General features: G+C 56.6%; 22 protein-coding genes. 8 read left to right on the top strand and 14 right to left on the bottom strand.

Annotation, left to right across the window (positions count from 1 at the left end; all coding sequences use genetic code 11):
- Nucleotides 1-2: 2 nt before the first annotated feature.
- Entirely contained in the window at nucleotides 3-470 is a 468-nt protein-coding gene (locus SWE17_RS02635; RefSeq protein WP_322991574.1) for an Lrp/AsnC family transcriptional regulator, read from the bottom strand.
- A 119-nt stretch (nucleotides 471-589) separates the two neighbouring features.
- On the opposite strand from SWE17_RS02635, the gene SWE17_RS02630 reads away from it, so the two are divergent.
- The gene (locus SWE17_RS02630) at nucleotides 590-4,126 is read left to right on the top strand and encodes an indolepyruvate ferredoxin oxidoreductase family protein (RefSeq protein ID WP_322991573.1); all 3,537 of its coding nucleotides are present in this window, start codon (nucleotides 590-592) and stop codon (nucleotides 4,124-4,126) included.
- A 71-nt stretch (nucleotides 4,127-4,197) separates the two neighbouring features.
- On the opposite strand, the gene minE is transcribed toward SWE17_RS02630, so the two are convergent.
- From minE to SWE17_RS02595, 7 genes are all read right to left on the bottom strand, one after another.
- On the bottom strand, nucleotides 4,198-4,458 hold the full coding sequence (minE, locus tag SWE17_RS02625; RefSeq protein ID WP_090044154.1) for a cell division topological specificity factor MinE: 261 nt from the start codon (nucleotides 4,456-4,458) through the stop codon (nucleotides 4,198-4,200).
- Between the two features lie 3 nt (nucleotides 4,459-4,461).
- Nucleotides 4,462-5,277, bottom strand: a complete 816-nt coding sequence (gene minD, locus SWE17_RS02620) for a septum site-determining protein MinD (protein WP_322991572.1) — start codon at nucleotides 5,275-5,277, stop codon at nucleotides 4,462-4,464.
- 30 nt (nucleotides 5,278-5,307) lie between these two features.
- Complete coding sequence (gene minC / locus SWE17_RS02615; protein ID WP_322991571.1) at nucleotides 5,308-6,078, bottom strand: septum site-determining protein MinC; 771 nt, start codon at nucleotides 6,076-6,078, stop codon at nucleotides 5,308-5,310.
- A gap of 285 nt (nucleotides 6,079-6,363) precedes the next feature.
- Nucleotides 6,364-6,573: a DUF2788 domain-containing protein gene (locus SWE17_RS02610; protein WP_322991570.1), complete on the bottom strand. Its 210-nt coding sequence runs from the start codon at nucleotides 6,571-6,573 to the stop codon at nucleotides 6,364-6,366.
- Nucleotides 6,573-7,427, bottom strand: coding sequence for a DUF2189 domain-containing protein (locus tag SWE17_RS02605; protein ID WP_322991569.1), 855 nt, complete (start codon nucleotides 7,425-7,427; stop codon nucleotides 6,573-6,575). The genes SWE17_RS02610 and SWE17_RS02605 overlap by 1 nt, the downstream gene beginning before the upstream one ends.
- A gap of 86 nt (nucleotides 7,428-7,513) precedes the next feature.
- On the bottom strand, nucleotides 7,514-7,708 hold the full coding sequence (locus SWE17_RS02600; protein WP_322991568.1) for a DUF2892 domain-containing protein: 195 nt from the start codon (nucleotides 7,706-7,708) through the stop codon (nucleotides 7,514-7,516).
- A gap of 26 nt (nucleotides 7,709-7,734) precedes the next feature.
- Nucleotides 7,735-7,932: a heavy-metal-associated domain-containing protein gene (locus tag SWE17_RS02595; RefSeq protein ID WP_322991567.1), complete on the bottom strand. Its 198-nt coding sequence runs from the start codon at nucleotides 7,930-7,932 to the stop codon at nucleotides 7,735-7,737.
- A gap of 76 nt (nucleotides 7,933-8,008) precedes the next feature.
- On the opposite strand from SWE17_RS02595, the gene SWE17_RS02590 reads away from it, so the two are divergent.
- On the top strand, nucleotides 8,009-10,216 hold the full coding sequence (locus tag SWE17_RS02590) for a heavy metal translocating P-type ATPase (RefSeq protein WP_322991566.1): 2,208 nt from the start codon (nucleotides 8,009-8,011) through the stop codon (nucleotides 10,214-10,216).
- Between the two features lie 81 nt (nucleotides 10,217-10,297).
- Nucleotides 10,298-10,879 (top strand): hemerythrin domain-containing protein, encoded by a 582-nt coding sequence (locus tag SWE17_RS02585; RefSeq protein WP_322991565.1) that lies wholly within the window; start codon nucleotides 10,298-10,300, stop codon nucleotides 10,877-10,879.
- 16 nt (nucleotides 10,880-10,895) lie between these two features.
- Here the strand turns inward: SWE17_RS02585 and SWE17_RS02580 are convergent, their stop codons facing one another.
- Nucleotides 10,896-12,017, bottom strand: coding sequence for an alkene reductase (locus SWE17_RS02580; protein ID WP_322991564.1), 1,122 nt, complete (start codon nucleotides 12,015-12,017; stop codon nucleotides 10,896-10,898).
- 53 nt (nucleotides 12,018-12,070) lie between these two features.
- Between SWE17_RS02580 and SWE17_RS02575 the strand changes: the two genes are divergently transcribed.
- From SWE17_RS02575 to SWE17_RS02560, 4 genes are all read left to right on the top strand, one after another.
- Nucleotides 12,071-13,441, top strand: coding sequence for a hypothetical protein (locus SWE17_RS02575; protein WP_322991563.1), 1,371 nt, complete (start codon nucleotides 12,071-12,073; stop codon nucleotides 13,439-13,441).
- Between the two features lie 221 nt (nucleotides 13,442-13,662).
- The gene (locus SWE17_RS02570; protein ID WP_322991562.1) at nucleotides 13,663-13,959 is read left to right on the top strand and encodes a YcfL family protein; all 297 of its coding nucleotides are present in this window, start codon (nucleotides 13,663-13,665) and stop codon (nucleotides 13,957-13,959) included.
- 26 nt (nucleotides 13,960-13,985) lie between these two features.
- Nucleotides 13,986-14,585 (top strand): penicillin-binding protein activator LpoB, encoded by a 600-nt coding sequence (gene lpoB, locus SWE17_RS02565; RefSeq protein ID WP_322991561.1) that lies wholly within the window; start codon nucleotides 13,986-13,988, stop codon nucleotides 14,583-14,585.
- Between the two features lie 13 nt (nucleotides 14,586-14,598).
- A complete protein-coding gene (locus tag SWE17_RS02560) occupies nucleotides 14,599-15,483 on the top strand; it encodes a hypothetical protein (RefSeq protein ID WP_322991560.1) in 885 nt (294 codons plus the stop codon).
- Between the two features lie 986 nt (nucleotides 15,484-16,469).
- On the opposite strand, the gene SWE17_RS02555 is transcribed toward SWE17_RS02560, so the two are convergent.
- The 3 genes from SWE17_RS02555 to SWE17_RS02545 form a co-directional block, all read right to left on the bottom strand.
- Nucleotides 16,470-17,255 (bottom strand): class II aldolase/adducin family protein, encoded by a 786-nt coding sequence (locus SWE17_RS02555; protein ID WP_322991559.1) that lies wholly within the window; start codon nucleotides 17,253-17,255, stop codon nucleotides 16,470-16,472.
- A 72-nt stretch (nucleotides 17,256-17,327) separates the two neighbouring features.
- Nucleotides 17,328-17,609, bottom strand: coding sequence for a YkgJ family cysteine cluster protein (locus SWE17_RS02550; RefSeq protein ID WP_322991558.1), 282 nt, complete (start codon nucleotides 17,607-17,609; stop codon nucleotides 17,328-17,330).
- A gap of 19 nt (nucleotides 17,610-17,628) precedes the next feature.
- Entirely contained in the window at nucleotides 17,629-18,822 is a 1,194-nt protein-coding gene (locus SWE17_RS02545; protein ID WP_322991557.1) for a murein transglycosylase A, read from the bottom strand.
- On the opposite strand from SWE17_RS02545, the gene SWE17_RS02540 reads away from it, so the two are divergent.
- Complete coding sequence (locus SWE17_RS02540; protein ID WP_322991556.1) at nucleotides 18,821-18,958, top strand: hypothetical protein; 138 nt, start codon at nucleotides 18,821-18,823, stop codon at nucleotides 18,956-18,958. The two genes, SWE17_RS02545 and SWE17_RS02540, sit on opposite strands and share 2 nt — an antisense overlap.
- 21 nt (nucleotides 18,959-18,979) lie before the next feature.
- On the opposite strand, the gene SWE17_RS02535 is transcribed toward SWE17_RS02540, so the two are convergent.
- Both SWE17_RS02535 and SWE17_RS02530 read right to left on the bottom strand, forming a co-directional pair.
- A complete protein-coding gene (locus SWE17_RS02535; RefSeq protein WP_322991555.1) occupies nucleotides 18,980-19,525 on the bottom strand; it encodes a C40 family peptidase in 546 nt (181 codons plus the stop codon).
- Nucleotides 19,522-20,202 carry a response regulator transcription factor gene (locus tag SWE17_RS02530; RefSeq protein WP_322991554.1) on the bottom strand — a complete coding sequence of 227 codons (681 nt, stop codon included), beginning with the start codon at nucleotides 20,200-20,202 and terminating at the stop codon, nucleotides 19,522-19,524. The genes SWE17_RS02535 and SWE17_RS02530 overlap by 4 nt, the downstream gene beginning before the upstream one ends.
- Nucleotides 20,203-20,208 lie beyond the last annotated feature (6 nt).

The raw sequence follows: 20,208 nt of genomic DNA, 5'->3' as shown, positions 1-20,208 counted from the left end.
ACTCAAAAACGCAATGGCAAGGCCCCTGCCGCCTTGACCTCGCCCAGTGAAAAGCTGGTGTGCAGGTCTTTCACATTGGGCAGGTTGATCAACACATCACGGGCAAACTGGCTGAAGGTGTTCAGGTCTTTGCTGACCACCTGCAGCTCAAAGGTGCCGGTGCCGCTGATGTAATGGCATGAAACGACCTCGGGAATCATGCGAATCGCCTCTTCCAGTTGGCGCGTGATGTCGCCCCGATTGCGTTCAGCATCCAAGCGCACAAAGGCCAGCACATCCAGCCCCACCTTTTGTCGATCGATCTCCGCGCGGTAGCCTTTGATGACGCCCGACTCCTCCAGCGCCCGCACGCGACGCCAACATGGCGCTGCAGACAAACCCACACGCTGCGCCAGTTCGGCATTGGTCAGCCGTCCGTCCTTTTGCAATTCGTTCAGGATCGCCCAGTCAAATTTATCCAATGTTTCCAAAATAGGCCTCTTTGAGCAAGATTCTTTCAAATCATAGGGCAAATCCTGTCTCCGAAAGCAAGCACTTGTCGACAGGCACGCTCTACACTGTGATTTCTATTTCAGTCGCAGGACAGACCATGAACGCTCCCTTGCCCGAATCGATCCGCCAGGCTTTAGAGACGGTAACGCTGGACGACAAGTACAGCCTCGATGTGGGCCGCGCTTTCATGAGTGGCGTGCAGGCCCTGGTCAAACTGCCCATGCTGCAACGCCAGCGCGACGCCTTGCAAGGCAAAAACACGGCGGGCTTCATCAGCGGTTACCGTGGTTCGCCCTTGGGCAGCTACGACCAGTCATTGTGGAAGGCCAAGGACCACCTCAAAGCCCAGCACATCGTGTTCCAGCCCGGCGTCAACGAAGAGCTGGCCGCCACCGCTTTGTGGGGCACGCAACAACTGGGCTTTGCACCCCCAGGCACCAACAAGTTTGACGGTGTCTTCGGCATCTGGTACGGCAAAGGCCCAGGCGTGGACCGCTGCTCGGACGTGTTCAAGCACGCCAACATGGCGGGCACCACGCCTTGGGGCGGCGTGCTGGCCGTGGCGGGCGACGACCATGTGGCCAAAAGCTCCACCGCCGCGCACCAGAGCGACCACATCTTCAAGGCCTGCGGCCTGCCCGTGTTTTTCCCGGCCAGCGTGCAAGACATCCTGGACCAAGGCTTGCACGCCCTCGCGCTCAGCCGTTTTGCGGGCATCTGGTCGGGCATGAAGACCATCCAGGAAATTGTCGAGTCGAGCGCCACCGCGTACATCGACCCCGAGCGCGTGCAAATCGTGCTGCCCGAATTTGTGATGCCGCCCGGTGGCGTGCACATCCGCTGGCCAGACACTGCGCTGGAACAAGAAGCGCGTTTGTTCGACTACAAGTGGTATGCGGCTCTCGCCTACATCCGCGCCAACAAGCTCAACCACAACGTCATCCAGGGGCCCAACGATCGGTTTGGCCTGATCGCCAGCGGCAAGGCCTACAACGACACGCGACAAGCCTTGCTCGATCTGGGTCTGGACGACGCCACCTGCCAGCGCCTAGGCATCCGGGTGCACAAGGTGGGCGTGGTCTGGCCACTTGAATCGCACACCACCCGCGAATTCGCCACCGGATTGCGCGAGATTTTGGTGGTCGAAGAAAAGCGCCAAGTCATCGAGTACCAACTCAAGGAAGAGCTGTACAACTGGCGCGACGATGTACGCCCCGCCATCGTGGGCAAATTCGACGAAGCCGATGGCGACACCTCAGGCGGCGAATGGTCGACGCCCAATCCTACCCAACGCACATTGCTGCGGGCCAACGCCGACCTGACCCCAGCCTTGATTGCAAGGGCCATTGCCAAACGCCTGAAAAAACTGGGCGTGGATGCCGACACGACGGCCAGCATCGACGCGCACCTGGCTGTGCTGGACGCCAAAGAAAAGTCCTTGCAAACATTGACCTTGGGCGCGGCCGCCGACCGCACTCCCTGGTTCTGTTCAGGCTGCCCCCACAACACCTCCACCAAGGTGCCCGAAGGTTCACGCGCCATGGCGGGCATTGGCTGCCACTTCATGAGCCTCTGGATGGACCGCAGCACCACGGGCTTCACCCAAATGGGCGGCGAAGGCGTGCCATGGACGGGCCAGCAACCCTTCTGCACCGACCAGCACATTTTTGCCAACATCGGCGACGGCACCTATTTCCACAGCGGCATCTTGGCCGTGCGCCAAAGCGTGGCTTCGGGTGTGAACATCACCTACAAGATTTTGTACAACGACGCGGTGGCCATGACCGGTGGCCAGCCTGTGGGTGAGCGTGCCGAAGGCCACAGTGTGGTGCAAATCGCCATGAGCATGAAGGCGGAAGGTGCAGGGCGAATTGTGGTGGTGACCGACGAGCCAGAGAAGTACGACGGCGTGGCTTTAGTGGATGGCGTGCGTGTGTTCCACCGCGACGAACTTGACCGCATCCAACGCGAAATGCGCGAAATCAAAGGCACCACCGTCATCATTTACGACCAGACCTGCGCCACCGAAAAACGCCGCCGCCGCAAACGCGGCACCATGGTCGACCCCGCCGTGCGCGTGATGATCAACGAAGAAGTGTGCGAAGGCTGTGGCGACTGCGGTGTGCAGTCCAACTGCTTGTCGGTCGAACCTCTTGAAACCCCTTTGGGCCGCAAGCGCACCATCAACCAAAGCACCTGCAACAAAGACACCAGCTGCCTCAAAGGCTTTTGCCCCAGCTTTGTCACGGTGGAAGGCGGCACTTTCAAAAAGAAAGCCACTTCGACCACCACCAGCATCAACCCAGCCAGCCTGGGCGCATTGCCAGAACCTACTCTGCCCACCATCCACGAACCCTGGGGCATGGTGGTGGCCGGTGTGGGCGGCACTGGCGTCATCACCATCGGCCAGCTGCTGGGCATGGCTGCGCACATGGAAGGCAAAGGCATCGTCACACAAGACTCTGCAGGCTTGGCCCAAAAAGGCGGCGCCACCTGGAGCCACATCTTGTTGGCCAACCACCAAGACGAGATCCGCACCACGCGTGTGAGCATGGCCGCAGCCGACTTGATCATCGGTTGTGACCCGATCGTCAGCGCATCCAAAGAAACCACTTTGCGCATGCGCGCGGGCCGCACCCATGTAGCCCTGAACAGCAACAGCACACCCACTGCCGCTTTTGTGAAAAACGGCAACTGGCAAAACCCGGCCGAGCAATGCGTGGCCGAAATCACAGCGCAAGTCGGCGTGGAAGGCGTCGGTGCTTTTGATGCGGATGCTTTGGCCAAAAAACTGATGGGCGACACAATTTACGTCAACCCCATGATCCTGGGTTACGCCTGGCAAAAGGGTTGGGTGCCTTTGCACCGCGAGTCTTTGGTGCGGGCCATCGAGCTCAACGATGTGCAAGTCAAAAACAACCTGGCCGCTTTTGAATGGGGACGCCACGCCGCGCACCAGTTGGATGCGCTGATGGCACAAATGCACCCCAAACAGGTGATCCAGTTCAAAAAACGCGATTCTTTAGAAGACCTGATAGCCGACCGTATGGCACGTTTGACCGACTACCAAGACAGCACTTACGCACAGCTTTACCAAAGCATCGTGGCACGCGTTCAGGCCACCGAAGCACCTTTGGGCAAGACCCTGCTCAGCGACACCGTGGCTCGTCAGCTGTACCGCTTGATGGCCTACAAGGATGAATACGAAGTCGCCCGTCTACACACCCAAACAGGCTTCATGGAGCGCATTCAAAATAGCTTTGAAGGCGACTTCAAAGTGCACTTCCACCTTGCCCCGCCACTTTGGGCCAAACACAACAGCCAAGGCGAATTGGTCAAGCGCAAGTTTGGACCGATCATGCTGACAGGGTTCAAAATTTTGGCCAAATTCAAAGGACTACGCGGCACGAAGCTGGACTACTTTGGCAAAACCGAAGAGCGCCAAACCGAGCGTGCTTTGATACGCGAATATGTGCAACACATCGATGACGTGCTGGAGAACTTGACAGCCGATTCACACACCCATGCGGTCAATGTGGCACGCGTGCCTGAGAACATCAAAGGTTTTGGTCACGTCAAAGAACGCAACATCCGTGCAGCACGGACTCTGTGGGCTTCACTGAGCGCTCAGTAAAACAAGGACACCCATAAAAAAACATCGCCTTTTTCAAGGCGATGGTTCATGTGCGGTTGGACCGAAAAAAATCAGCGTGCGTCAGGCAGTTCGATTTTGACTTCGAGCACTTCCAGATTGTCCTGACGTTCCAAATTGACTTTGATGTCGTTGGGATTGATCTTGATGTACTTGCTGATCACCGCCACCAACTCACGCTGCAAATCAGGCAAGTAATCGGGCTCGGCAACGTTACGACCACTGCGCTCATGGGCCAAGATGATCTGCAAGCGCTCTTTGGCAACGCTGGCGGTTTTCTTCTTTTCACCCAGCAGGAAGGAAAGAAAGGACATGGCTCACTTGCCTCCAAACAAACGTTTGAAGAAACCAGGCTTTTCTGCTTCGATGAAGCGCATCGGCTTGTCTTCACCCAAGAAGCGATCGATCACATCTTTGTAGGCTTCCGACACATCGCTGTTGGCCATGTGAATCGCGGGTGTGCCCTGGTTAGAAGCCTGCAACACGTTTTCGCTTTCAGGAATCACGCCCAACAACTTGATGCGCAGAATGTCTTGAATGTCTTGCAAGGACAACATCTGTCCTTCTTCCACCCGGTTGGGGTTGTAACGGGTGATGAGCAAGTGCTCTTTGATGGGTTCAGATCCCTCAATGGCGCGTTTGGTCTTGCTGCCCAACATGCCCAAAATGCGGTCGGAATCGCGCACCGAAGACACTTCGGGGTTGGTCACCACCAAAGCCTCATCGGCAAAGTGCATGGCCATCAAGGCACCCGTCTCGATACCTGCAGGCGAATCGCACACGATGTACTCGAAGCCCATGCCGCTCAAGTCGTTCAATACCTTTTCAACACCTTCTTGCGACAAAGCGTCTTTGTCACGGGTTTGCGAAGCTGCCAACACATACAAGTTCTCGCACTGCTTGTCTTTGATGAGGGCTTGGTTCAGGTTGGCTTCGCCCTGGATGACATTGATCAGGTCATACACCACGCGGCGTTCACAGCCCATGATCAAGTCCAGATTGCGCAGACCCACATCAAAGTCAATGACAGCGGTTTTGAAGCCCCTGAGGGCCAGGCCGGTAGCGAAACTGGCACTGGTCGTGGTTTTACCCACGCCGCCTTTGCCAGAGGTCACAACAACGATTTTTGCCATGGAAAAACTTTCTTGGACTCGATTGAAAAATTAGGACTTGAGGGCTGTGATCAGCAATTTGTCCCCATCAGGGCCAGATTGCAAACACACCTGGGCCACTTGGCCCAGAACATCCTTGGGTAAAGCATTTTCGCTGGTGCGGTAAACACCCGCGATGGAAATCAACTCAGGCTCCATCACTTGGGCAAAGATTTGCGCTTGTGTGTTGCCCCGCGCACCTGCAATGGCTTTGCCACGCAATGCACCATAAACATGGATATGCCCGTCGGCAATCACTTCAGCACCTGCGTTGACCATGGCCAAAACAATCAGGTCTCGCCCTTTGGCATACACCTGCTGACCTGATCGCAAAGGTTTATCAATGACCATCGCGCCCAATGGGGCTACCGTGGCAGGCTGTGAAACGATGGGGGCAGGTGCAGTCTCCGGCATCGATGGCTGTTCAACAGCCACAGAACGCCGAATTCGGGCATCTGAAGCATCTACCAAGCCCAGCCCCTTGGCTTGCAATAAAAGTGCCTCGTGGGCACCTTTGATGGCCAAGGGAACCAATTGATGCTCTCGCAAAACAGCCATCAATGATGGCAAGTCCAGTGTTTGATCGGCGTCTAGACCCAAAGCACTCACATCCACCACCACAGGATCTTGGTCAAAAAAACCAGGTGTCTCAGACAATTGTTGCTTCAATGCCAATGAAACAGCAGTGATGTCAGTGGTCTTGAGTAACAAAGCCAACAAAGACAAATCAGCGCTTTTGATGTCGTAACAGGGTTGAGAAGGGTCTTCTGAAACGATCGCCATGGTGCAGACTGGGATGGAAAGATGCAAATCTTAACAGCGCACTTCTTCTTTGCTATCTCTCTTTAGTTTTATATCTTTAAATAGTCGTAGTAGTAAGCAAAGGCCAGATCTGTGCACAAGTCATGTTTATTGAGCAGTGACATAGACTTATCTTGCTTTCAAGGGTGTGTGTGAGTCTGATTTTTTGGTGTCACGTCAAAATGAACAACTTGGCCATGGCAGACCAAGCTGTGGATAACCATAAGATTCCATGGTTTTTATCCACAGGTTTATCCCGGTCGGTTTTCAGCCACCGATCAGCCATTGGATGACCCCTTTGGCCACAAAACCCAGCATGCCAAAAGCCAAGCCTAAAAAAATCACAAAAGTTCCAAATTTGCCAGCTTTGGATTCCCAGGCCAGCTGACCAATGATGAAAAGCATGTACAGCATGAAGGCCCCAACACCAATGGTCAGGCCAAACCAAGCAAATTGTTCTTCACTGAATCCGAACATCAGCGCTCACCTTGCTCGGTGAGGCGTTCACTCAAATCGGACACATCCACCATGTGGCGGTAGGCATGCCAACTGCCATGGCCAAGCATAGGGACCACCAAAATCAAACCCAAGAACAATGAACAAATGCCCAGCAAGCTGAAGCCCACGATGAGGAAAGCCCAAAAAGTCATCTGAAAAGGATGGGTCAGCACGGCTTTCCAACTGGTCAGTACCGCTTGCATGACAGTGACTTGGCGGTCCAGCAACAAGGGCATCGAAATGACACTCGAAGCGAACATGGGCAAGGCCATCATGGCGCCTAGACCCACCCATATTTCAAACAAATACCCTTGTTTAGCCAACACCACATGGCGGATGAAATCGATCGGTGTGTGGATCGGTACAGGTGCCAATAAAGTGATCAATGCAGCCGAGGTGATGACCCAGCCTGTGGCAGCAAGACCCAACAACAAACCAAACCGGATCAGACTCCAGTAACTGTCGGGTTCATGCCGCAAGCGCATTTGCCACTGGGTCCAAGTGTTGATCAAGAGCCGAAAATCAACTTTTTCACCCCGTTCCATGGCTCGGCTCATCGCATACAAACTGGTGGCTAAAACTGGAGCAACCACCATGAAGCCAGACATGGAGCCTGCCAATAACCAGAAGCGGTCGTGTGCCACCCAAGTGATGAGCCCCCCCAGCAAAGCCAAAACCAAGCCATGCATCATGCTCAGCAGGGGAGACCGTGCCAGATCCTTGAAACCCAAAGCCAGCCATTGCATGGGCTGGTCTTTCAGCAGGGGCAATATGGGCGGTAAAAAGAGCTCAAGACGTGGGTGAACTGGAGGTGTGGGTGATGGATCTTGCATGACCACAGCTTACCCAAGGTGATCTTGCAAAAGATTGACATGTGTCAAAACTCAAAAATCACAGAGCAGCACACCGGATCTAAAAATCAAATGTTTTTATTCTTGCAAGTGTTGATGCCCAGCAAGCTGTAAGGCGGGCACCAACCCGTCAAGCCCGTGGCCAATGGCACCAGGCCCACCCAGCCCCAAACGCCCACAGTGCTTGTCGCGGCCAGAGCGATCAATACAAGACCACCCACAATGCGGATGATGCGTTCGATGTTGCCAATGTTTTTAGTCATATGAAACTCCTAAGGGGGTAAAAAATTCAAACGGTGACGCGGTAACCTTCATCGGCAATGGCTTGGGCCAAAACGTCGCGGCTTTTTTCTGAATCCACTTGCACGGTGTTGTGTGTGCGGTCGATCACAACCTTGGCTTGTGCGTCCAAAGACAATAAAGCTTTGGTGACTGCTTTTTCGCAGTGGCCACACGTCATGCCTTCAACGGTGAAAATTTGGTTCATGATGCATCCTCTTTAATGAACTGAACACGACCCGTTGGGGTCTGGTCTGAGCATAGACCATCCAGGACTTCATGCCATGACACAGATCAAGAACGAACCTCCACTCACCTACGATATCGGCATCGGCGGCATGACCTGCGCCTCGTGTGTGGCGCGGGTCGAAAAAGCCCTGAAAAAAATGCCCGGTGTGCTCAGCGCCACGGTCAACCTGGCAACAGAATCGGCCCGCATCGAAGTGGCGTCCACTGACGTGACCGACGCACGGCTGCGCCGCGCGGTGCGCGACGCCGGGTACGAGCCTCGCACACCCGAAGCACAGGCTGATGCAGGCCGCGAATCACCCTGGGCAGGCTTCATGCCGGTGGGTGTAGGTCTGCTTCTGACCACGCCCTTGGTCTTGCCCATGTTGGCCGAGCTGTGGGGCCAGCATTGGATGCTGCCCGCTTGGGTTCAATTTGCACTGGCCACGCCTGTGCAGTTTGTGTTGGGCGCACGTTTTTACAAAGCCGGTTGGCATGCGCTGAACGCGCTCACGGGCAACATGGATTTGCTGGTGTCCTTGGGCACCACCGCAGGTTGGGCCTTGTCGGTGTGGTTGTGGCTTAACGCGCATGAGGGGTACGCGCCGCATCTGTACTTTGAAGGCTCGGCCGTGGTGATCACTTTGGTGATGCTGGGCAAATGGCTGGAGGCGCGTGCCAAACGCCAGACCACCGAGGCAATCCGTGCCTTGCACGCCTTGCGCCCGGACAAAGCCCATTGGTTGGGCGAAGACGGCGAGGTCGATGTGCCTGTGGACGAAATCTTGGTGGGCGACCTTATCGTGGTGCGGCCTGGGGAGCGTTTTCCGCTGGACGGTGAACTGGTCGAAGGCCAAACCCAGGTGGACGAATCCATGCTGACCGGCGAGCCCTTGCCCGTGGCCAAGGCTGCGGGTGCGGCCTTGACGGGCGGCTCCATCAATGGCGAAGGGCGCGTGCTCATGCGCGTGACAGCCGTGGGCCACGAAACCGTGCTCTCGCACATCATCCGCCTGGTGGAAGACGCGCAAGCGGCCAAGGCGCCCATTCAGCGGCTGGTGGACAAAGTGGCCGAAGTGTTTGTGCCCTTGGTGCTGGTGATCGCCCTGATCACTTTGGGTGCGTGGATGGCCGTGGGCTCAGATTTTGAAACAGCACTCATCCACGCGGTGGCCGTGCTGGTCATTGCCTGCCCTTGCGCCCTGGGCCTGGCCACGCCCGTGGCCATCATGGCGGGCACGGGTGTGGCGGCCAAACACGGCATCTTGATCAAAGACGTGCAGGCGCTGGAGTTGGCGCACCGCGTGCAAACCGTGGCCTTTGACAAAACCGGCACGCTCACCGTGGGCCAACCACGCTTGCTGGCCCATGTGCCTGCGCCCGGCAACGATGCAACAACGGCGTTGGCCTTGGCCGCACGGGTGCAAAGTGGCAGCGAACACCCCTTGGCGCGTGCGGTGGTGAGTGCCGCAGAAAAGCTGGGCCTGTCAGGCCCCACCGCGCAAGAGCTGCAAGCCGTGCCCGGCAAGGGCGTGTTGGCCAAGGTGGACGGTAGACAGCTGTTGCTGGGCAGTTTGCGCTGGCTGCAAGAAGAAGGTCTGAACATCGGCATGTGGCAGCCAGACATCAACGCTTTGCAGGCGCAAGGCGCAAGCCTGTCGGCTTTGGCAGAGCGCACCGATGCGGGGTTGCATGCCCTGCTGCTCATGGGTTTTGGGGATGAACCCAAAGTGGGCGCAGCGCAAGCATTAACGGTGTTGCGCGATCGCGGCTTGAAGCTGGTGATGATTTCGGGCGACAACCAAGCCGCTGCCGAAGCCATGGCCCGCCGCTTGGGCTTGCGCCCCGAAGCGGAAGAAGTGCTGGCCAATGTGCTGCCCGGTGACAAGTCGGCGCAGGTGCAAAAACTGCGTGCGGGTGGCAAGGTGGTCGCCATGGTGGGCGACGGGGTGAACGACGCGCCCGCCTTGGCCGCCGCCGATGTGGGCATGGCCATGGGCAATGGCACCGATGTGGCCATGCACGCGGCGGGCATCACCCTCATGCGCGGCGATGTAGCTTTGGTGGGCGCGGCGCTCGATATCTCGGCCCGCACTGTGGCCAAGATTCGGCAGAACCTGTTCTGGGCCTTTGCCTACAACGTGGCGGGCATCCCTATGGCTGCCTTGGGTTACCTCAACCCCATGATGGCGGGCGCAGCCATGGCGCTCAGCTCGGTGTGTGTCATGGCCAACGCATTGCTGCTGAAGCGTTGGAAGCCCTGAAGCACATTTTCTTGACGTGCATCATGGCGAGGAGTGGGACAAAAGCGCAGAGTGAAGGCATTCACTTCACGGAGAAATTTCATGACCCGCCACAGCGCCCTTCAGACCATCCGCGACGAACACGCGAGTTTGGCCGCCATGCTGCAATCCATGCGGCTCATGGTGCAAAAAGGGCCGGGCGACAACCGACGCCAGTTTTTTGATGTGCTGCGCGGCATGCTGTTTTACATCGACGAATTCCCGGAGCGCCTGCACCACCCCAAAGAGTCAAACCTGCTCTTTCCTAAAGTGGTCAAGCTCGCCCCCAAAGTCATGGGCGCGGTGGACAAGCTCGAACGTGACCACATGCGCAGCGAAAAAGCCGCCCGCGATTTACAGCACCTGCTGTTGGCTTGGGATTTGTTGGGCCCGAGCAGGCGCACGGAATTTGAAGAAGCCATTGGCCAGTACATCGATGCTTATTTGGAGCACATGAACTTGGAAGAAAACGTCATCCTGCCCGAGGCCGAGCGCTGCTTTTCGGACGAAGACTGGCGGCTGCTGAACGAGGCGTTTGCCGAAAACGCTGACCCTCTCACAGGCCATTACCGGCCCGCTGAGGCCTATGAAAGGCTCTTCAGCCTGATCGTCACACGCGCCCCCGCGCCCATTGGTTTGGGCTGAGGACTGTGCCGCATCCTTAAGCCTGCGGCAAGAAGGGATAGTCGATGTACCCCGCATCCCCACCACCATAAAAAGTGGCGCGGTCGGGTGTGTTGAAGGGGCCGCCTTGGCGCAGGCGTGCACCCAAATCGGGGTTGGCAATGAAGGGGCGACCGAAGGCGATCAGGTCTGCACCGCTGGCCAGAGACTGATCGGCCAAGCTCAGGTCGTAGCCGTTGTTCAGCATCCATGCGGCGCGGCCACCCGCTTGGGTGTAGGCCTGGCGCAAAGCGGCGTAGTCAAACGGCGTGTCGCCTTGCTGGTGGTCACGCGCAGCGCCCGTCGAGCCTTCGATCACATGCACAAAAGCCAAATCCATCGGTGCCAACAAACGCGCCACATGCTCAAACAAAGGCTGAGGCTGTTCGTCGCTCACCCCGTTGGCGGGTGTGACGGGCGAGATGCGGATGCCCGTGCGTGCACCACCAATTTCGGCCACGATGGCTTGCATCACTTCTTGCAAAAAGCGGGTACGGTTCTCGATGGAGCCGCCATACGCATCAGTGCGGTGGTTGCTGCTGCTGCGCAAAAACTGGTCGATCAAATAGCCATTGGCCGCGTGCACCTCCACGCCGTCAAACCCAGCGGCAATCGCGTTGGCCGCAGCGCGGCAGTAGTCTTGCACGATGCCCGGCAGCTCGGACGCGTCGAGCGCACGCGGCGCGGACACGGGCTCAAACTTGGGCTGGCCGTCGACCAGCAGCACGGTTTTGGTTTGAGCTGTCAGGGCCGATGGCGCTACAGGCGCTGCGCCACCGGGCTGCAAGCTTGTGTGCGACACGCGGCCCACATGCCACAGCTGCATCACGATCTTGCCGCCTTCGGCGTGCACGGCATCGGTGACCTGTTTCCACGAGGCGACTTGCTCCGCGCTCCAGATGCCGGGCACATCGGCGTAGCCCTGGCCTTGGTGGCTGATGGCCGTGGCCTCGGTGACGATCAGGCCCGCCCCCGTGACCGGGTTGGCGCGTTGGCGGTAATAGGTGGCCATGCGGGCGTTGGCCAGCGAGCCGGGTGCGCGGTTGCGTGTGAGTGGAGCCATCACGATGCGTGAGGCCAACATCAAAGATCCCGCTGTGTATTTTTCAAAAAGAGACATGTTCAGGTGCTTTCAAGTATTAAAATAAATTATTTAAATTTGAACGGTCAAGAATGAATAAATCACGCTACTTTGTTGCAATAACCATATTGGTTTTGCTCACCGGCTGTGCGAGCATGCAAAGCCACAATGAGACGGCTCAAAAAATTCAGGGTGTAAGTCAACAAGGCGATTTTCAGTCGGCCCTGCGTCAGCTAGACGAGCGCAACAAGTCGGAAGAGGCCAAAAAAGAACTCCTGTACAACATGGAGAAAGGCGAGTTGCTCCGTTTGAACAAGCAATTTGATCAAAGCACACAAGCATACCTTGCCGCTGACGCCAAAGTGATCGAGTGGGAAGAGGCAGCCAAGACAAACCCACAAAAACTGTTGGGTACTTTGGGAGCTGCCGTAGTGAGTGAGCGGCTGAAAGTCTATGAGGGGCAGGATTACGAAAAAGTGTGGTTGACCACACGTATCGCACTCAATCGGATTGGGCAGATGGACCTCGACAAAGCCCGGGTTGATGTCAAACGAACGCATGAACGGGAAGCGGTGATTGCCGAATTCCGCAGCAAGGAGACAGGCAAGGCCGAAGAGGAAGCCAAAGCTAAGGGAGCACAGGTTCAGGGTAAGGAAATCAACGGTTACCCCGTTGAGTCGCTGAATGATCCGGAGGTTTTGGCACTGAAGAACGGCTATCAAAACGCATTGAGCCATTATCTGGCCGGGTTTTTGTACGAAGCGCTCAATGAGCCGGGTTTGGCTGCGCCGGGCTACCGTAAGGCAATTGAGTTGACCCCAAATGCGCCTGCACTTGAGGAAGGATTGCGTGGCCTCGACGATCGCACCAGTTTCACGTGGAAACGTAAACAGCGCATGACCGATGTTTTGTTTGTGGTGGAAGCGGGTACTGCTCCCGCCCGAATCCCTCGCGCTTTCACCTTACCTGTACCAACTGGGCGCCGCGTAAGGACAGTGAGCATTTCATACCCTACGATTCAACCCTCTAAAGACCCCATTTTGGATAGTTTGCAGTGGGGTAATAACAGCTTGCCTTTGAGTAAGGTAGTGGACTTGAACGTCATGGCCCGTCGCGCCCTCAAAGATGAAATGCCTGGAATGGTTTTGCGTGGTTTCACGCGTGCTGTTGCGAAGGGGCTAATGCAAGAACAGCTTGAAAAAAATGCAGGACCATGGGGGGGCTTGATCGGAGCCGTTGCCTCCGCGGTTACTGAGCAAGCCGATGACCGCATTTGGAGGATGCTACCTGGCCGAGTCTATCTTGCGCGTGCTCACCTGCCGCCAGGAGAGCATACGATCACAGTTGCAGGTCGAAGTTTTGGTCCTATCAAAATCGATGGTCAATATGCGCTTGTACCTTTGCGCTTGTATGAAAACCTGAACTTGACCAGTTCGGTGGCTTTTATGGGCCAGTTGCCATGATAAGGAACAACCGAGGCCATCCCTCACTGCTTCGGTAATCCATCGTCAAGAACAAGGAATAAAAAATACAGTGCTGATGGCCATCAAATGGTGGTCAGCTTAGCGAAAGATAACAAATGACACGATATCTAACATTAAATTTAATTGCTTTCTTCGTGGCTGGATCGATCAGTTCCTACCCCGTATGGGCTCAAAATCCCGGAGTAGTAACGCCTGCGGCAGTGTCCGCCAAGTTGATTTCTCGTGGCGATGCGCCCGAAGTGGTGATCCCAGAGATGCGTGTTGTACGCCGCAACGACATCCTGACCGTACAGTCTGAATTGCACAACAAGGCGACTGCCGATCGAATGGTGTTTTACCGTTATCGCTGGTTAGACGGGGTGGGAAACCAGATAGGTGATGGCGAATCCTGGAAGCAGATCATGCTCATGGGCCAAGGTCAGCAAACGATCAAAGGCGTTGCTCACCATTCGAACGCCACAGACTTCCGTCTGGAGTTGAGCTTCGAAAAGAAATAAATCAGGAACAGACGAAAGTAAACGACATGAAAATCTCCCAACTCTTTTTGGCCCTGTTGGTGACTTGCACGCTCAGTGCATGCACCACAGCAGTCACGTCACCTGTGGTGCGTTTTGACCGGCAGGTCAATTATGGTGATGCCAAGGCCGTCGAATTGGTAACCAATGAGTTTGGCTCCACAGATTTGCAAATGATGGCCGAAAAAATGGTGGGTAGCTTGCTGGAAACGGGCATTTTCCAAGGTCGCCCAACGGTCACCATTTCCACCGTGCGCAACAAAACCAGCGAATACATCGATACCACCAACGTCATGAACTCGATACAGACTTCATTGGTCAAATCGGGCAAGGTGCGTTTCACGCGGTCTATTAACGAGATGCAATCGGGCGTTGACGAGTTAAATCGCCAGAATCAAAGCGGTCTGTATAAGTCCAACACAACAGCCAAGGTGGGCAAGATGACCGCAGCCAAGTACAGCCTTGAAGGTGAGCTGACCAGCATCGTCAAGCAAAACAACACCACCAAGGATGTTTTCTATAAATTTACGTTGAAGATGTTCGACGTTGAAGAGGGAACGATCGAGTGGCAAGAAGAAAAAGAAATTCGCAAGACCAGCAAGCGCTGAAAAGGAAGTAAACATGAAACAAACCATGAAACGCGAATTTCTTTTGGCGTTCCTTGCTCTGTCCAGTGCCTGCTTAACGCCTTATGTTTGGGCGCAAAATCCGCCTAAAGTGGCGGTGACAGACTTGGCTTATACCCGTGCAGTTTCTCAATATTTTGAAGCAGGCACCTACAGTGAGAAAGCTTCACTCAATGCCAACCGAAATTCCGTCACGGCCAGTTACAGTGGCAGTGGCACGTATGTGGCGGGTAAATACAGCTATTTGGAGCAACGAGAACTGCGCTCGTTCACCAATGACATTAAGGGTCAATTGATCCAAGGAACAACTTTCCGTTTGGTTCAGGGGAAAGGCTTTGACGCGGGAGACCCCCAACCCACCAAAGCCGAGCAGGCCTTGCAACAATTACAAACAGGCAAAATGGCCCAGCCCGTGCGTCAACCTGAGGTGAATGACATCATTGCTCGCATCAAGAAGGGCGAATTTTCGGGCGCTGACTACGTTCTGTTTGGGCAGCTTTCTAGTATTGAATTTCGTGACCAATTGACGCCGATTCAAGGCACCAGTAGTTCCAGTCACCAGTTCTTACTGGATCTGTTGGCAGATTTCTCTTTGATCAATACAAAAACATTGGAAATTAAGGCTGCGTTTTCTGCACAAGGCAATGGCAACGACACCAAGTTGTTGTCTGCCCGTGGCGACCTTGTTCCACCCAACCGCGCCAAGGTGATGCGAGAAACATCACAAAGCCTCTCGCGAAGCGTGTACGAACAATTGGCTGCTCAGATGGGTATGGACGCCCCCATGTCCCAACGCCTTCGGCCAGCACAATCAGGTGTTACCGTTCCTGCAGGCCAGGCTCAACCAGCGGCTGCCGAGCAAGTGTTAATACTCCGTTGATTGTTACAGGTCTAGTTGAACATGCATTGGTTGGGCATGCAGCCGAGCCGCTCTTTGTTGGGTTGGTGTTCAGTGGTCATGGCGCTGTTAATGCCGCTGGTCGCACAACCCGCTGATAGTCCTGCTGCTTGGAAAATTTATCGAGTTCCGACGGTCCATGCTGATCGGTACGTACAGGTTTTGTGGCGAGCTGCCAGCCATGGTTCAGCGCTTTATCGGTTGGTCGTGATTCCTGGCTCTGGTTGCGCAGGTATGGGCCCTGTGGCCCAGCGGTATTTCGAAGGCCTACAAACTGCAGAAATTTGGATCTTTCACAAGCCCTTTAGCCGGCCCTGGGTCTCGACACCACCGGACCAGTGTGAAAGCGACTTCGTTCAATACGACAGTTTGGCCCGTTGGCAAGCTGACGCTTTGGTTGCATTGGAGTCCTTATTGCAGCAGCCATCGCCATTGCCCGTGTTGTTGCTGGGAATTTCAGAGGGGGCGGAAATCTTGCCCGCCTTAGCCGCCAAAAGTGGGAGCGCGCTAATGGGCCTGGTTCTGTTGTCTGCGGCCGGACTGGATCCTGCGCAAACCTTTCAGCTGCAGCTCCAAAAGATGGGACGCGAAGAGGTGTGGACAGAGTTGCAGGCAATGGTGCGATCGACCTGGCCCGACGACCATGTTGTTCATGGCCGCAGTCTGCGGTATTGGCGTGACCTGTGGAGCTGGTCTTTGGCAGAACCTCTTGGGGCCAGTCGAGCGACTGTATTGCTGGTTTGGGGAGATGCCGATGAGTACGTGCCTCTCTCAGCGTATCTTGCCTTCTCTCAGCCTAGCCAAGATCGAGCTATGGTTCTGTGCTCGTGGCGTTGGCCGAGCGCCAACCATGCCTTGCGAACGAACAAGGGCGTCCAGGTACAGCAGAAGCTATGGCCCCTACTGGACCGTTGGGCGCGAAATGGACAATTGGATTGCCCCCTCACCACGTCCAAGTAGGGCCGTATTCAAACTTCGTAGCCCGGGCTCTCGCGTTGCAGCTTGCGAAGCAGCGAAGGCCAAACAAAAGCGCCGCCCAAACCACCGGTTTGCACGCGCATGGCGTTGGCCACGCCGTTCAAAATTTGCGGGTCTACCGCGGTCAGGTCTTTCGGGCCTGACTGCCCGGCCAGTGCATCGACTTGGATGCGGCAGGTGTTCTCGAAGGTGTACATCGACAAAAACGCATCGGCAATGGTTTTGCCCACGGTGAGCAAGCCGTGGTTGCGCAGCATCAGGTAATTGGCTTCGCCCAAATCGGCCTGCAGACGCAGCTTTTCTTCGTCGCGAATGGCCACGCCCTCGTAGCCATGGTAGGCCAGCGAGGCCAGCACAAAAGTGCTTTGCTGGCTGATGGGCAGCACGCCGTGCGCCTGTGCGCTCACGGCTACGCCAGCCCGGGTGTGGGTGTGCAAAACACAACCGGCATCTGGCCGCGCCTCATGTACCGCGCTGTGGATCACAAAGCCCGCCGGGTTGACCGGAAAGGGGCTGTCGTGCAGCTTGTTGCACTGCATGTCCACCTTCACCAGGCTGGACGCGGTGATCTCGTCAAACATCAGGCCGTAGGGGTTGATCAAAAACTGATGGTCTTTGCCCGCCACCGACTCGGGCAGCTTAGCGCTGATGTGGGTGAACACCAGATCGCTCCAGCCGTAAAGCGCCACCAGCCGGTAACACGCGGCCAAGTCCAGCCGCAGCTGCCATTCATCGGGGTGAACGCTGTCTTTTAAAGAAGGAATTTCAAACGCCATCGCTGTACTCCGATGTCAAAAAACCCAGCTTACCCATGAACCGCCGAGTGCCATGACGTTTAGGTGACTGGCTCAGTTCGGGCTTCCCGGCCGTGTCATCTCCTCCAGCCGCATCAACCAAGCCCGGGCGTGCACACCGCCATCCTCCACAGCCCCACACATCTCCACCGACGCTTGCAGCTGACCGCACACCGCAGGCCGTTCGGGTTGCCCAAAAATTTTGCAGCGCAGTTGTTCGTCAAGTTGCAAGCAAGGCACGCCCGCTGGTTTCCCTTGAGGCATGCCGGGGATGGGTGAGGAGATGGATGGGGCGGTGCAGCAAGCGGCGCAGCCAGGGCGGCAGGTTAAAGTCATCCGATCAAAGGCATCCTGCTTATCGTGGCCACAAAGCCCACAGTTGCAAGGGCTGTTTCACCCGCCCGGCCAATTCGCCCGCTTCGGGTCCAGAGCCTGCGTAATAGTCGGCCCTGACTGCACCCACGATCGCGGTGCCTGTGTCTTGGGCCAAGACCAAACGGTCTAAGTTGGTTTGGGGACCGTTGGACTTCAACCAAACGGGGGTGCCATAAGGAATGCTGCCCCGGTCCACCGCGATAGAGCGACCTGCGGTGAGGGGCACACCTTGCGCACCTTTGGGGCCCGGCGGCACGACGCCTGCGGGCAGTGCCTCTTCCTTGAAGAACACCACGCGCGGGTTTTGCCACAGCAACTCATTCACCCGCGAGGGGTTGCGGTCGATCCAGGCCTTGATGCCCGGCCAAGAGGCGTCGCGGATCAGGTTTTGGTCCAGCAGCCAGCGGCCGATGCTTTTGTAGGGTTGATCGTTGGTGCCGGCAAAGGCCAAGCGCACCATGCGTTGACTGCCATCGCGTTCGGTCACATTGATCAGGCCCGAGCCTTGGATGTGCAGCACCATGGCATCCACCGGGTCGGCCAGATAAACCAGTTCTTTCCCCCGCAATGCAGCCCGGGCAGCGGGTAAGGTCTCCATTTCTTGGCGGGTGTACCAGGGTTTGCGTGTTTGCAGCTGAGCGGGGGGGGCATACAGCGGCACATTGAACCCCTGCCGCGCTTGCCGTTGGGCGTTCAAAACGGGTTCGTAATAAGCGGTCAACAAACCGTTGCCCGCGGGTGTGGGCGACTCCACCCGATAGGCTTGCAACTTTTGCCGCATCCATTGCCGCTGCACAGACGCCGTGGCACTGGCCAATTGCCGGATTTCGGGGCACAGGGCTGCCCAGCCTGCCGCTGGTCGCGTGCAGCTTTGCAACCAAGCTGGCCAGGCTTCTTTGAGGTCATCGGTCTCCAGGCCCGGCAAGTCCGACCAAGGCACGGGAACCCAGCGGCTTTTGGCTTGTGTGATGACCGGTGGCAAAGGGCCGGGCTCCAGCATTGGTGCGTTTTGTGCGTTGGGTGCCTTGGCGGCAGGGCTGGTGGTGGATGACCGTGTTGGTTCGGGCTCATCCAACACGGGCGTGACCGAGCAGGCCACGAGGCTGCCTACAATCGCTGCGATCAAACCGCTGGAGGCCGTCCGGCGCAAACCAAGAAATGGGAACGTGTTCATGGCGCTTATTTTGCTGGAAGCCTTGTTGGCCTTGCTGGTGTTCGTCGTGATCGTTTGGTGGACCATGTTTTCTGGGCGAAAAAATGGCGAGCTGCCGCCAGCTGAACAAAAAGACCCTGACGACAAAGCGCCCTGACCTTTTCACGCTCGGGCTGCATCAGTCCAGTAGCGTGCCCGCCCCTTCGAAGCGCTGCGCGTAATAGCGGTTGCTCAGTTGGTCGACCCGAACGCCTGTTCGCGGGTTGCTGGCATGCACAAAACGGCCGTCTCCCACATAGATGCCCACATGCGAATGGCGAGCGCCCAAGGTGTTGAAGAACAACAAATCACCGGGTTGGATGCGCGAGGGATCGACCGGGCGGGTTTTTTTGCCCAGATCGGCCGAGCTGCCGCGCACAGGTAAACCCGCGGCTTCGCGGTACACATGCGACACCAAACCTGAGCAGTCAAATCCTGTGGCCGGCCCACGACCGCCCCAGCTGTAAGGCGTGTCGAGCAAAGAAAGAGCAAACAAGGCCAAGTCGTTGCGTTTGGGGTGGTAAGCGCTGCGGTTCTCCGTTGGCGTTGGCGCGTGCGGGCTGTCGCTCGGCTTTGGGGGGGCTGAGCAGCCAGACAACAACAAAGCCAAAACCATGAGCAGGCCTGCGCAATGAGGGGAGCGGCTGAACCCGTTCGTCAAGGGCGGCACCCAAGTCCGTCTCATGTCAGCGCCCGCAACAAATTGGCCAATTCGACAGCCGACTTCACTTCCATTTTGTCAAACACGCGCGAGCGGTGCACCTCGACAGTGCGCACGCTGATGTCCAGTTGGTCGGCGATCAGTTTGTTGGGCAAACCTTCAACCACCAAGCGCATCACATCGCGTTCGCGCTCGGTCAATTCACCCAGACGCGATTGCAAAAATGCTTGTTGCGTGCGGGCTTTCAGGCGCTCTTCGGACAGCAGCAGCGCTTGTTCAACCCGGTCGACCAAAGCGTTGTCCGAAAAGGGTTTTTCGCAAAAGTCAAAGGCGCCACGTTTGACGCTGTCCACCGCGGTCGGAACGTCAGCATGTCCGGTCAAAAAAATCACGGGCCAAGCTTGCGCGATGCCGCAGGCTTGAAGCTGTTCAAACAGAGCCAGACCACTCATGCCGGGCATGCGCACATCGAGCAAAATGCAACCCGCTTGCCGGGGCAATGCCAAGGGCAAATGGCTGGGTGATGGTGTAGCGGCAGGCCATTCACTTGGCGGGTTGGTTTGCAGCATTTCCCAAAAGGTTTCGGCGCTGTCGTAAGACTCACTCAACAAGCGCCGCGTGCGCAACAGCCAGGCCATGCCTTCACGCACGCCGATGTCGTCGTCCACGATGTAGACCATGCTGTCAAAAGGAAGTTGCATGGGGCG

Source organism: Limnohabitans sp. (assembly GCF_034680285.1).
Classification (GTDB): Bacteria; Pseudomonadota; Gammaproteobacteria; order Burkholderiales; family Burkholderiaceae_C; genus Limnohabitans_A.
Note: the sequence above shows the minus strand (reverse complement) of the source record. Positions and strands in the feature narration are given on the sequence as shown.